Raw genomic sequence first — 13,572 nt, 5'->3', positions numbered from 1 at the left:
GCAACATCTTGTGGTCTATGCTTGGTTTATGAAGATTTCCGCCGATTTCACCACGATCCCAGACGTGTTCGCCAAGCAGGCCGAGCCTGAATACCAGGCCGCCGGCGTCCCCGTCGTCTCCTTCCCGTTCTACGTCGATGACGTCGCCCCCGAGGCCCAGTACCTGCATTGGACGTTCACCGACCCCGACTCCATCCCCGTCTGCGGATTCGAATGGATCCACTGGACGGTCGCGAACCTGCCGATCGCCGCGCTGATGTACGACTTCAACGACTCCCATGCGCTGCAGATTCCGCCGGACTTCTCCCGTCAGATGGTCGCCATGATTCCCGAGGCCCTGCAGGGCCGCACCTCGCAGGCGTCGCCGTTCGTCGGCGGCACCGACCCGGCCGCGACCATGCGATACAACGGACCGCAGCCGCCGGACAAGGACCACGACTACTATCTGCACGTCTACGCCACGAGGCATCCGCTCAAGGGGCTGAACGGCGGATTCTGGATGAACGAGCTCGTCCACGCGCTGCGCGACGCCAACGCCGCCGGTGACGTGCCCGATCAGGACGCCATCTTCCTCACCGGCAAGGCCTGATTCCGTTTACCATCGTCATCGAACAACATCAATCAAAGGAGCAACACCACAGTCATGTCGTGCACCACGATTCTGGTCGGCAGGAACGCCAGCTACGACGGTTCCACCATCATCGCCCGCAATGAGGATTCGCAGCAGGGCGAGTTCACGTCGAAGAAGTTCATCGTCGTCAAGCCCGAGGAACAGCCGCGCAAGTACCGTTCCGTCATCAGCCACGTCGAAATCGACCTGCCCGACGATCCGATGCAGTACACGTCGGTGCCCGATGCCGTCAACAAGCAGGGCATCTGGGGCGAGGCCGGCGTCAACGAGGCCAACGTGGCCATGAGCGCCACCGAAACCCTCACCACCAACGAACGCGTGCTCGGCGCCGACCCGCTGGTCGAGCTCGTGCCCGCCCGCGGCGTGGAAGGCGAGGACGGCTACGAGCCGGAAGTCCCCGGCGGCATCGGCGAGGAGGACCTGCTCACCATCGTGCTGCCGTACATCCGTTCCGCGCGCGAAGGCGTCGAACGCCTCGGCGCGCTGCTCGAGCAGTACGGCACGTACGAAATGAACGGCATCGCCTTCTCCGACGTCAACGAGATCTGGTGGCTCGAGACGGTCGGCGGCCATCATTGGATCGCCAAGCGCGTGCCCGACGACGCCTACGTGACCATGCCCAACCAGCTGGGCATCGACGAATTCGACCTCGACGACGCGCTCGGCGACCAGGAGGAGCACATGTGCTCCGCCGACCTGGGCGAATTCATCGAAACGAACCATCTCGACCTCGCCGTCGAAGGCGTCTCGCCGTTCAACCCGCGCGACGCGTTCGGTTCGCACTCCGACCGCGACCACGTGTACAACACGCCGCGCGCCTGGTACATGCAGCGCTTCCTCAACCCGTACGACGAGGTGTGGGACGGCCCCGACGCCGCCCACCGCCCCGACAGCGACGACATCCCGTGGGCGCGCCAGCCGGAACGCAAGATCACCATCGAAGACGTGAAATACGTGCTCAGCTCGCACTACCAGGGCACCCCGTACGATCCATACGGCACGCTCGGCGACGAGCACACGCGCGGCAGCCTGCGCCCCATCGGCATCAACCGCCAGAGCCAGCTCGCCGTCATGCAGATCCGACCCTACCGTCCCGAATCCTGCCGTTCCATCCAGTGGATGGCCTACGGATCCAACGCGTTCAACACGCTCGTGCCGTTCTACGCGAACGTCGACGCCACCCCCGCCTATCTCGCCGACACCACCGACCACGTCGACTCCGACAACTTCTACTGGGCGAACAGGCTCATCGCCGCGCTCGCCGACGCGAACTTCGCCGCCACGTCGCCGCTGATCGACCGATACTGCGAGAAGACCGGCGGACTCGGCCATCGCATGCTGGCCGCCGCCGACGAGCAGGTGTCTCGACTCGACGAGAACCCGGTCGACCTCGATGACCTGGCCGATGAGGAGGAGGCCGTGGAAGGGAAGCGCGACGCCGACGCCATCGTCGCCGCCGTGCGCAACCCCGAGGTGCGTGAGGTGCTCGCCGCCGCCAACCAGACCATGGCCGACCAGCTCAAGGCCGAGACCGACGCGCTGCTCTCCGACGTGCTGTACGCCGCCAGCATGAACATGCGCAACGACTTCCACCTGTCCGACAACTGAAAATTCGGCCGTCGTACCGGCACACGATACCGGCACCCGGACGCGTAATTCTCACGCACCGACCGGTGTTGTACGCTAGGAACGTTGCGAATCAAGCGGTCCGAGCCGTCGCGAATCGGCCGGCTCGGGCCGTGAACCGAACCGCATAACCTCGCCAATCCCAGAGGAGAGTCATGACCACTATCGATGATTTCACCAGCCAGTACGGCATCGTCAAGAAGATCGACGCCTTCGGCTATCTCGACTACCTGAAGAAGAACCCCGACGCCCCGCGCAAGCACGGCAAGGTCGTTCTCGTCACCGCCGACACCCCGCTCAAGGCGAGCCGCGGCGAAGGCAAGACCACCACCACCATCGCGCTCATCGACGCGCTTCGCCACCACGGCATCGACGCCACCGCCGTGCTGCGCCAGCCGAGCATGGGCATCACCGCCGCCGGTTCCAAGGGCGGCGCATCCGGCGGCGGCAAGGCCTCCCTGACCCACCCCGAGATCATCGACTGGGGTCTGTGCGGCGAGATGGGCGCCATCGAGGCGGCCCAGAACCTGCTCGTCTCCTTCGCCGAGAAGGCCGTGGACGAAGGCAAGCTCGACACCGTGCTCGTGCCGCGCGTCTCCGAGGTGCCGAGCCGCTCCCTGCGTTCCATCGCCGTGGACTACGGCAAGAACAAGAACAACGTGGCCGAGAAGATGGTGCTCACCCCGACCTGCGAGCTCATGCAGATCGTCGTGTTCTCCCGTTCGATGGACGAGATCGCAGAGCGCGTGGGCAAGATGATCGCCGGCACGATCGACGGCGAGCCGGTGACGTTCGCCGAGCTGACCGACATGTGGCGCATCACCAACATCCTCACCGACGCCGTCAAGCCGGCCCTGACCGAGACCGTGAACGGCTCCCCGGTGTACGTGCACGGCGGCCCGTTCGCCAACGTGTCCGTCGGCATCCCGACCCTGGTCTCCGTGGAGATGGCCTGCGCCCTGCATGACGTCGTAATCGTCGAGGCCGGCTACGGCGCCGACGCCGGCGCGCAGAAGTGGCTCGACATCGCCTCACGCGAATACGGCGCCCAGTGGCCGTCCGCCGCGCTCGTCGTGACCCGCGCCACCACCTGGCGCGACGATCCCGACCGTCAGTGGCGCTACCCGTTCCACGTGAACCGTCTCGAGAAGCTCGGCATCCCGACCTTCCCGCTCGTCAACCTCTGGGAGGGCGAGGACGACCAGATTCCGGCCCTCAAGGAGACCGCCGCCGAGCTCGGCTTCCGCGCGCCGATCATCGGCAACCTGTTCCGTGACGGCGGCGACGGCCTGCTCGACCAGCTCGACGGTTTCATCACCGCGCTCAACGCCGTGGATGCGCCGTCGCAGCCGGCCAGCCACAAGGGCGAGGACGTCGTCGACACCGTGCGCTGGATCGCCGAGAACGCCTATGGCGTGCCCGCCGAGCGCGTGGTGTTCAAGCCCGGCTTCGAGGAGTCGCTGGCCGACGCCCGCGAGCTCGTCGCCAACCTCGGTCGCGACCTCAACGACTTCGCCGTATGCGCCGTGAAGTCCCCGGCCACCATGACCGACGACGACACCGCTCCCGCCGAGGAGCGCACGGTCACGCTGAAGAAGGTGGAGGTGCGCGCCGGCTCCGGCGTCGTGCAGGTGAACCTCACGAAGTCCCTCACCACCCCCATGCCCAAGATCGTGTGATGATCGCCATGTGATTGTCTCCCACTGTCATCCTGAGCGAACGAAGTGAGTCGAAGAATCTTATTCCCGCGGGTCAGGATTCTTCGACCCTGGGCTTGCGCCCTCCGTTCAGAATGACATGAAGACATGGTTCCCGGCACGGAATGTCGAAAACCCGAGTTTTCGCATTCCGTGCCGTTTTCTTGTGTCAGGGAATGCAAAAAGCGGGCATTATCTATTCCCCTGCCAATATCAACGCGGTCGTCGTCATCGACATCGTTGATATTGCAATGATTCGAAAATCATCGATGTGATCTGTTGCGGCACGGAACGACGATAGGGCAATTTCTTGCGTTCCATGCCACGATATTTTGGTACGGAACGCGTAATCCGATGCAGGCTGTCGTTCCGTACCACGCCGCCTGTCACGGAACGACGATCCGCATGAATCCACGATTCCGTGACAGGGCGTAGAGCAAAATCTCCAAAAATCTCTTCCTGTGATTTCACTCGCAGCGCGTGGCACGCGAAATCGGCTCCCACGGCTGCACCATCACCGGCTCGGTGCCGAAGATGGCTTTCGTCTCGTCGTCGAGCACGTCGTCATGGATCGCTACCTCGTTCACATAATCGTCGAACCAGGCATCGGTCGCGGTGAAGTAGCCGTCACGGCCCGCATCCTTGCCCCAGCTGTTCTCGATCTTCCAACGGTTCGGCCTGCCGCTGGCGTCGAGATTCACGCCGATCAGCGTCATCGCATGGTTCGACGGGCTGACGCCGTATTCCAGCCGGTCGCCCTTGCCCATCGTGTATTCGATGCCGAACAGGTCCTCCACACGCACGCTCGCCCGGTCGAACACGCCCTCGCCGCGCAATGCGAACTGGTCGCAGTCGCAGGCGAACCAGACCGGCCTGCCGCCGCGCAGCTGGTCGATGATGGCCTTCTTGAACACGTCGAGCGTCACGTTCGCGAACTCGATGGGCTGACCGCCGACCACGTTGCCTTCGTGGGCGAGACGATACAGTCTGCCGAACGGTGTGCGCTTCATCGGCGCGTTCACCAGGCCGACGTACCGGTCGAGATCCTGCTTCACGTACTTGTCGTAGAACTCCTTGGGCGTGATGCCGTATTCGGCGATGACCTTGCCCTTCACGAAGCCGTCGTCGGGCTTCTTGGCGTCTTTCGCCGCTTCGGCGTCGTTCTTGGCGCCGTCCTTTGCGGAATCATCGGCTCCATCGGCCTTGACGGCTTCGCCCTTGTTGTTCTTCTTGCCCTTGTCGTCCTCGTCATCGTCCTTGCCGCGCACGACCCAGTCGAACGACCGCGGCGGCTCGCCCAACGACACGGCCACGATGCGGTACACGTCGTTCATCATCGCGCTCTTGCGGCCACGCAGCTCGTCCACGCTCGTGCCGTTCGCATATGCGGTGCGCAGCTCGAGTGCGAACTCGCGCAGCTTCGCGTTGAGATACTGCGTCAGGGCGTCGGAATCGCGCGAGTTCGCATTCTCCGGATACGCCGACTTCGGTACCAGGCCGTACTTGGCGGCCAACGCGGCGAACATCGCCCACCATCCGCCGTCGTCGGCCGGATAGCCGTTGACGGCTTGGAACAGTCGCGAATCGGTCGGCTCGTCCAACGTCGCCAATACCTGTTCGAGATAGTAATTCGACTTCTCCAGTTTGTCGTAGAAGAACAGATACGTCTCCGAGAACTCGAAGTCGTCGAGTTCCCAACGGCGGATTACGTCCTGACGAAGCACGTTGAGGCTTGCGAACATCCAGCAGCGTCCCGAATGACGCTGCGAGGTGACGGACCCCTGCTTGAGCTCGATGGAGAATTCGCGGGGCAGGGCGCGCAGTCCGCGATAGTCGGTCGCCGCCTTGAGCACGCCGCTGCTGGTGGCCGCGCTTGCCGCCACGATGTTCGCGCGATCGGCGTTGAACAGGGCGGAGTACTCGCCCAGCTGGTTCGCCGTCAGTGCGGCGTTCTGATTCATGGTCGTTTCGTTCATACGGATTTCCATACCCCGCCCCAATGACGAGAACATTACGGCGTCGGAACATTGCGGACGAGAAAGCACGGCCGCAAACATTACGGCGTCGGATGCGGAAATGGGCGGCGGATTTCGATTAGGGCGAAGAGTCGGGGCGGTCGTGCCGCGGAGCATCATCTATGGAAATACGTTATTTGCGTGGCAGTCTGCGATTGCATCCCGTGGCACAGAACGTCGCAGGCTCGTATTCGCCTATTCCCTGCCACGGAAACATGACAGGGAGCGGATACAACGCTTGTTTGGATATTCCCTGCCATGATGCCGCCGTCCGTTCGTAGACGAATCGTTGGAATTGCAATGATTTTGGTAATGAAAAGTCGGTTCATCCTGTCAGGGAACGTCGTATACGGGAGATTGCACCTTCCGTGCCACGAAAATATGGTACGGAAGGCAATATGACGTCGATCATGTATTCCGTGGCATGAACCGTGCCGAGGAACGTTCATATGGAACGGAAATATATTCCATGTCACGCAATGACCTGGTCACGCAATGACCTGAGTGCGGCAATGCGCGAGGATGAGGCAGGGGTCCTCTGAAGAATGGCGCCTCCGTGGCTTTATGCCGCTGCGGTCGTCGACATACGAATCAAAACCGTTGAAAATACTTGCGACACGCCGTAAACGACCGTCGAATTTGCGTATATCTCGTTTGTGAGTATAGTTATCTCTCGTTGCGGCGAACACCGCAGCAAGGAACTGCCCCTTTAGCTCAGTTGGTTAGAGCAGCGGACTCTTAATCCGCGTGTCCAGGGTTCGAATCCCTGAGGGGGCACAGACAAGACCTCATCTTCGGATGAGGTCTTTTGCGTTTTGCGGACGACTTTCAGATGACAACGCCGGCGTTTACTATGGTCTTTCGTATGTGCGCATAACGACGACGATATGGTCGCGATTATGACGTCGGCCCGACGGACGGGTGGGAATACACGGCGACTTGCGAAGGAGACACGATGACCAACGTAACGGTACTGGGTTCGGGAGCATGGGGCACCACATTCGGACAGATTCTCGCCGATGCGGGCAACGACGTGACGATGTGGGCCATCGAACCGGAGATCGTCGCCGACATCCGTGACAACCACCGCAACTCGTACCGTCTGCCGGTCGTCGAAAAGCTGCCCGACAACATGACCGCCACCGGCGACCGCGCCGAGGCCGTGGCGCACGCCGAAATCATCATCGTGGCCATCGCCGCCCAGTTCGCGCGCGTGGCGCTGGAGGAGTTCAGGGGGCTGATCCCGCACGACGCCATCGTCGTCTCGCTCATGAAGGGCATCGAACGTAACACCGGCAAGCGCATGGACGAGGTCGTGCGCGAGGCCCTCGGCCTGCCCGAGAACCGCTTTGCCGCCGTCTCCGGTCCGAACCTGAGCAAGGAGATCGCCAGGCGCGAGCCCAGCGCCACCGTGGTTGCCTCCGTGAACCCGTACGCCGCCGCCCGTGTGGCCCAGGCCTGCTCCACCTCGTACTTCCACCCGTTCACTTCCACCGACGTCATCGGCCTCGAACTGTGCGGTTCGCTGAAGAACGTGGTCGCGCTCGCCGTCGGCATGGCCCGCGGCGCCGGCTACGGCGAGAACACCGCCGCCATGATCGAGACGCGCGGCCTGGCCGAACTCACCTCGTTGGGCAAGGCGTGCGGCGCCGACCCGAAGACGTTCTCCGGTCTGGCTGGCGTGGGCGACCTCATCGCCACCTGCGGCTCCCCGCTCTCCCGCAACTACACGTTCGGCGCGAACCTCGGCAAGGGCATGAGCGTGGAGGAGGCCACCAAGGCCAGCGACGGCGTGGCCGAAGGCGTGCCCACCACCGCCACCGTGGTCGCGCTCGGCGACAAGCTCGGCGTTCCCACACCGCTTGCCGCCGCCATGACCCACGTGCTCGAGGACGGCATCTCCTGCGCGCAGATGCTCTCCGAACTGTTCGGCACCGAAATCACCAACGAGTAGGGCCGGAACCACCTCCGGACCGCTTTCGTAATTTGGCATATCCGATCATGAAGGGCTCGAAAATCGGCCTGTAATAATCGGATATACCAAATTTTATTTTTCAGACCGGCGGGGTAGTCTTGCTATCGATATTGATGAATATTCGTGAATGGCGACGCCGCAAACGGCGGCCGTTGAACGACCGGAGGGTTGTGAATTATGAGTAAGAAGCGCATCGTGGTGTTGTATGGCGGCCGGGCCGACGAGCATCCGATCTCCTGCATTTCGGCGGCCAGCGTGCTCAACGCCATCGACACCGACCGCTTCGAGCCGATTCCCGTGGGCATCACCAAGGACGGCAAGTGGATCGTGAACGGCGAGGACCCGCGCGGCTGGAACCTCGACAGCGGCGTGCTCCCCGAGGTGACCATCACCGAAGGCGCGAAGATGGTCGTGCTCGACGTCGCCCTCGGCCAGGACGGCTTCTTCGCCCAGAACGGCAACGAGCTCGAATCGCTCGGCCACGTCGACGCCGTGTTCCCCGTGCTGCACGGCCCCTACGGCGAGGACGGCACCGTGCAGGGCCTCCTCGAGATGATGAACGTGCCGTACGTCGGCTGCGGCGTGCTCGCCTCCGCCGCCTGCATGGACAAGCACTACACCAAGGTGCTGCTCGCCGCGGCCGGCATTCCCGTGGCCCCCGGCATCACCATCGACGCCCGTGACTTCGACGCCGCCTCCGAATTCGCCGCCAATGGTCCCGCCCTGCTCGACCAGGTGAAGGCCGCCGGCCTTGAATACCCGCTGTTCGTCAAGCCTTCGCGAGCCGGCTCCAGCTTCGGCGTGACCAAGGTGGAGAACGCCGAGGACGCCGACGCGCTCGCCGCCGCCGTGTTCGAAGCCTCCAAGCATGACTGGCGCATCCTTATCGAACAGGGCATCAACGCCCGCGAGATCGAATGCGCCGTGCTCTGCCCGAAGGCCGGCGACAAGCCGCAGGTGAGCTGGCCCGGCGAGATCGTGCTCGACTCGCGCAGCACCGACGCCGACTCCTTCTACGATTTCGACAGCAAGTACATGGATTCCAGCGCCTCCCACGTGGAAGTGCCCGCCAATCTGCCCGACGAGCTGCTGGCCAAGGTGCGCGAGACGGCCGCCAAGGCGTTCGTCGCCGTGGACGGCGCCGGCCTCAGCCGCGTCGACACGTTCGTGACCGCCGACGGCGAGGTGATGGTCAACGAGATCAACACCATGCCCGGCTTCACGTCCATCTCCATGTACCCCAAGGCGTGGGAAGCCACCGGCATCGCCTACTCCGACCTCATCACCACGCTCATCGAAGGCGTGCTGCGCTAGGTCGCTGACAGTAGGTACGGGCCGAAATTCCCGAAAATCCGAATTGATGGTGTTTTTTGGTCGTTTTTCGTCGTGAAGACGACCAGAAAACGTCATCAATTGCTGGAAACGGGGATTTCGGCCCGTATGCCGTCTGACTACGATGGGGTAGTGAGGCGGTGATTGCCATGAGATTCAGCGAAGCATCCGATACGGAATCATTCGATACCAAGTCGTCCGATACGACATCTGCGACATCCATCACACGCATTCGTCCCGCAGCCGTGGCCGGCGCGTTCTATCCGGCCGATTCGCGCATGCTGCAGCGTATGATCGACGACCAACTCGACTATGCGCGCGGTCTGCTTACTCCCGACGTGCTCGCCCACCTGCCCGAAGGCGCGCCCAAGGCCGTGATCGTGCCCCACGCCGGATACGTCTACTCCGGCACGACCGCCGCGCTCGCCTATGCACTGTTGGAACGCGGGCGCGGTACGATCCGTCGCGCGGTGATCGTAGGACCGACGCATCGCGTGGCCGTCCGCGGCGTGGCCATGAGTCGTGCAACCGCGTTCGCCACCCCGCTCGGCATCACGCCGATCGACGTAGCGGGGGAGGCCGCGGCATTCGGATTCCGCCCGCATGCGCATCATGCGCATGATAACGACATCGGCGACGATGCCGGCCCCGATTCCAACGGCATCGATACCGCCGATACCACCGGCGTCACTGACGCCGCCGATACCACTGATGCCATCGATGCCGCTGACGCCATCGATACATCGGCCAACCTGATTGCCGATGCACTCGGCGGATACGACGATTTTCTCCGCCTTCCCAACGACACGTACGCCAGCGACGTCGCCCCCGACGCACCGGCTCCCGCGTTGCTGCTCAACGACCCGACCCACGCACGCGAGCACGCCGTCGAGGTGCAGATTCCGTTCCTGCAGACCGTGCTCGGCAATGACGTGGAGATCGTGCCGCTCAACGCCGGCGCGGCCACGCCCAGTGAAGTCGGCGACGTGCTGCGGGCATTGTGGGGCGGTCCCGAAACGGTGATCGTCATCAGTTCCGACCTGTCGCACTACCATCCGCACGCCTACGCGCGGGCGCTTGACGATGACACCATCGCCCGCATCGCCGCGCTCGACCTGCCGATACATCCGAATCGCGCATGCGGCGCCTATCCGGTCAATGGTCTGCTCGACGTCTGCCGTAACACTCTGCATGCCGGCGAATTCGACCTGCGATTCCTTGGATGCTGCACCTCGGGAGACGACGGACGCGTCGCACTTTCCGATGATTTGGTCGATGATTCCGCCGCGACGGATGAGTCACAGTCGGAATCCGACTTCCGGCCGGCCAGTGCCTCCCGGCCGGCGATGCCCGACCCGGACGAGGCCGTGGTCGGCTACGCTTCATTCGCCATGTGGGAACACGCGGATGACGATCTTCGCGGTTCCGCAGAGGAATCCCAAGATGATGCTGAAGACAAGTCGTCTCTCCCTCCGTCACGCCTTGAGGCGTGCCACATCCCTCGTCGGCAGGAGACCGAAAAAGGCAGTGACAAGGGGCCGGTGCTGCTTGGTCTTGCCCGTACGGCGATTCGTCGATATCTCGGTATCGACGACAACGAGAACGATGACGATGCCTCCGAGTCCATGGACGTCGCCGAGATCACCGGTGCTGCTGAGTCCATGGACACCGTCGTAGACCGGCTTGCCGCCGCCCATCCGTGGCTGCGCGACCCCGGTGCCAGCTTCGTCACGCTTACCGAGGGCGGTCGGTTGCGCGGCTGCATCGGCACGCTCGAGGCGTACCGGCCGCTTGGCCGGGATGTCGCCGAACATGCAATCGACGCTGCCAGCCGAGATCCGCGTTTCATGCCGGTGATCCCGGCGGAATACCCGCTGCTGAACGTGGAGGTGTCGGTGCTGTCGAAGCCCGAGCCCATGGCCGCCGCCAGCCGCGACGAGCTCGAAACCGAATTGCGGCCTCATATCGACGGCTTGATTCTTGAGGATTCGCGCAGCAACCGCCGTGCCACCTTCTTGCCGCAGGTATGGGACGAGCTGCCGCAGCCATATGATTTCGTCGCCCATCTGCTCGCCAAGGCCGGCCTGCCTGGCGATCTGGACTGGACGGACGGCCGCATTCGCTGCAGCCGCTACACCGTGACGGCCTACGAGGATTAGCGGAACATCATGCAGAGCGGAACATCGACGTCATATGATCCCCGCGCCGTCGGCCGTTGGCAGCATAGGCTGCCGGCCGAACCGTGCGAAACGGGCTCGGCGGGTGCAGCCTCGGCCGACGCCCGAGTGCAATGCGACCTGTGCCCGCGCGCGTGCAAACTCAAGCCCGGTCAGCGGGGCTTCTGTTTCGTGCGCAGCAACCACGACGGCGTCATCGTCTGCGACACATACGGTCGCAGCTCCGGCTTCGCCATGGACCCCGTGGAGAAGAAACCGCTCGACCATTTCCATCCCGGCTCGTCCGTATTGAGTTTCGGCACCGCCGGCTGCAATTCCGGCTGCCGGTTCTGCCAGAACTGGGACATCTCCAAGGCCCGTGACTGGGACCGGCTCGGCGTGGAGGCGAGCCCGGAGAAAATCGCCGACGTCGCCCGGCAATACCGCGCCGAATCCGTGGCGTTCACCTACAACGATCCCATCATCTTCGCCGAATACGCCATCGACACGGCCGCCGCCTGCCGCGAACTCGGCATCCATCCCATCGCCGTCACCGCCGGCTACATGAGCGCCGTCGCCCGGCCGGAATTCTATGGCGCGATGGACGCCGCCAACATCGATTTGAAGGGATTCACCGAGGATTTCTATTGGAAAGTGACCGGCACACATTTGCAAGATGTGCTGGAAACCATAGCGTTTGCGGTCAATGAGGCGCGAACGCCCGATGGCGATCATGTATGGGTCGAGCTGACCACGCTGCTCATCCCCGGACTCAATGACGACGACGCGCAGCTGCATGCCGAATGCGCCTGGATCCGCGAACATTGCGGGCGCGACGTGCCCCTGCACTTTTCCGCGTTCCACCCCGCCTACAAGATGGCCGACATTCCGCGCACGCCGCTGGCCACGCTCGTCCGCGCGCGGAACATCGCGATGGAGGAGGGGCTGCGATACGTCTACACCGGCAACGTGCACAATCCCGAAGGCGACGCCACGACCTGCCCGAACCCGGATTGCCGGGCGTTGCTCATCCAACGCGACTGGTACGAGATTCGCACGAATCGCATCACCGCCGACGGCCGATGCCCCGACTGCGGCACCGCCATCGCCGGCCGCTGGGATTAGCGGAGCCCGCGTCCGTCGGCTCCCGCCGCTTTCTACAGAATCGTTTCCATGCCGATCTTCTGCGGCTTCAGGCCGCAATGCTCATAGAACGCCAACGCCGACGGATTGCATGACCATACGTTCAGTGTGACGTTGTAGCAGCCGTGCTCGCGCGCGAAGTCGAGCACATGGCGGTACAGCTTGCTGCCGATGTGTCCGCCGCGCGCGGTCTCGTCCACGCACAGGTCGTCGATGTACAGCGTGGTGATGTCGGTGAGCGCATGGCTTCCCGAATGCCGCTGGAACACGCAGAACGCGTATCCCGTCACGCCGGTGCCTCGGACGGTACCGTCGCCGTCGTTCGCCGTCTCGTCCACGTAGACGAAGATGGGTCGCTCGTCGTCAGCGATGATTGCCTCGAGCTCCTCGTCGGTGTACTTCTTAGCGTCCGGCTTGAACAGATCGGGTCGGCCCTGGTGATGGACCTCCGCCACCTGATAGAGCAGACGGTCGAGATCGGGAATGTCGTTGACTGTCGCACGTCGAATCATGATGCCTCCTCGCCTATGTACAGGATTGCGGCCTGTGCCTTCACGGAATATGCGTTCAGTGTAGACCCCGCCGGCCCGTCGGCCGGTCCGCGACCGTACCGGCATATTGCCCATGAGTCGTTGCGGCGCCGAATCGGCGTCCGTATACAAGGGCGACCGTATACGGCAGGTGAACCATTCGCCGCCCGGAGTTTGCCTGCATGTTGGACGGAAGTTACGCCCCGGCAATGCGCGAGGTTTACGATGGCGATAGCTAAGCGAAGCTGCGGCCTAAAAACGACACGCCGAGAGAAGCCTTTGTTTGCAACGTTTCTCGGCGCACTTTTGCATGCCGGTTTGCATGATTCTCCGTTCTCATGTAAGTTTTCATCTTGCTGCCCGACAGCGACGGGTTCTCCTGGTGAGTGCCGTCGGTCGTGTGTGGTGGTGGTTTGAGAACTCAAGAGCGTGTTTTGTACTACTGAATTTTTGTTTTTGATTGCCAG

Annotated in this window: 9 protein-coding genes and 1 tRNA gene; 8 read left to right on the top strand and 2 right to left on the bottom strand. The window is 63.1% G+C overall.

Annotated features, from left to right (window positions below; all coding sequences use genetic code 11):
* Positions 1 to 28: 28 nt before the first annotated feature.
* The 3 genes from CS006_RS09565 to CS006_RS09555 all read left to right on the top strand — a co-directional run bounded on the left by CS006_RS09565 (position 29) and on the right by CS006_RS09555 (position 3,936).
* A complete protein-coding gene (locus CS006_RS09565) occupies positions 29 to 589 on the top strand; it encodes a YbhB/YbcL family Raf kinase inhibitor-like protein (protein ID WP_100511612.1) in 561 nt (186 codons plus the stop codon).
* Between the two features lie 54 nt (positions 590 to 643).
* A complete protein-coding gene (locus tag CS006_RS09560; protein ID WP_100511611.1) occupies positions 644 to 2,239 on the top strand; it encodes a C69 family dipeptidase in 1,596 nt (531 codons plus the stop codon).
* A 173-nt stretch (positions 2,240 to 2,412) separates the two neighbouring features.
* Positions 2,413 to 3,936 (top strand): formate--tetrahydrofolate ligase, encoded by a 1,524-nt coding sequence (locus CS006_RS09555; protein ID WP_100511610.1) that lies wholly within the window; start codon positions 2,413 to 2,415, stop codon positions 3,934 to 3,936.
* Positions 3,937 to 4,421: 485 nt separating this feature from the next.
* Here CS006_RS09555 and CS006_RS09550 read toward each other — a convergent pair whose 3' ends face one another.
* Positions 4,422 to 5,930, bottom strand: a complete 1,509-nt coding sequence (locus CS006_RS09550) for a C1 family peptidase (protein WP_423734840.1) — start codon at positions 5,928 to 5,930, stop codon at positions 4,422 to 4,424.
* Positions 5,931 to 6,672: 742 nt separating this feature from the next.
* Between CS006_RS09550 and CS006_RS09545 the strand changes: the two genes are divergently transcribed.
* From CS006_RS09545 to amrS, 5 genes are all read left to right on the top strand, one after another.
* Positions 6,673 to 6,746 (top strand) — tRNA-Lys (locus CS006_RS09545).
* A 178-nt stretch (positions 6,747 to 6,924) separates the two neighbouring features.
* Positions 6,925 to 7,923: an NAD(P)H-dependent glycerol-3-phosphate dehydrogenase gene (locus CS006_RS09540; RefSeq protein WP_100511608.1), complete on the top strand. Its 999-nt coding sequence runs from the start codon at positions 6,925 to 6,927 to the stop codon at positions 7,921 to 7,923.
* Between the two features lie 198 nt (positions 7,924 to 8,121).
* Positions 8,122 to 9,258, top strand: a complete 1,137-nt coding sequence (locus CS006_RS09535) for a D-alanine--D-alanine ligase family protein (RefSeq protein ID WP_100511607.1) — start codon at positions 8,122 to 8,124, stop codon at positions 9,256 to 9,258.
* Positions 9,259 to 9,425: 167 nt separating this feature from the next.
* On the top strand, positions 9,426 to 11,435 hold the full coding sequence (gene amrB, locus CS006_RS09525) for an AmmeMemoRadiSam system protein B (RefSeq protein ID WP_243387023.1): 2,010 nt from the start codon (positions 9,426 to 9,428) through the stop codon (positions 11,433 to 11,435).
* A 9-nt stretch (positions 11,436 to 11,444) separates the two neighbouring features.
* Complete coding sequence (amrS, locus tag CS006_RS09520; RefSeq protein WP_100511606.1) at positions 11,445 to 12,557, top strand: AmmeMemoRadiSam system radical SAM enzyme; 1,113 nt, start codon at positions 11,445 to 11,447, stop codon at positions 12,555 to 12,557.
* A 32-nt stretch (positions 12,558 to 12,589) separates the two neighbouring features.
* Here the strand turns inward: amrS and CS006_RS09515 are convergent, their stop codons facing one another.
* Complete coding sequence (locus CS006_RS09515) at positions 12,590 to 13,087, bottom strand: GNAT family N-acetyltransferase (protein WP_207760040.1); 498 nt, start codon at positions 13,085 to 13,087, stop codon at positions 12,590 to 12,592.
* Positions 13,088 to 13,572: the final 485 nt, after the last annotated feature.

Origin of the sequence: Bifidobacterium primatium (assembly GCF_002802875.1) — a bacterium.
In the GTDB taxonomy this organism is placed as follows: Bacteria; Actinomycetota; Actinomycetes; order Actinomycetales; family Bifidobacteriaceae; genus Galliscardovia; species Galliscardovia primatium.
Note: the sequence above shows the minus strand (reverse complement) of the source record. Positions and strands in the feature narration are given on the sequence as shown.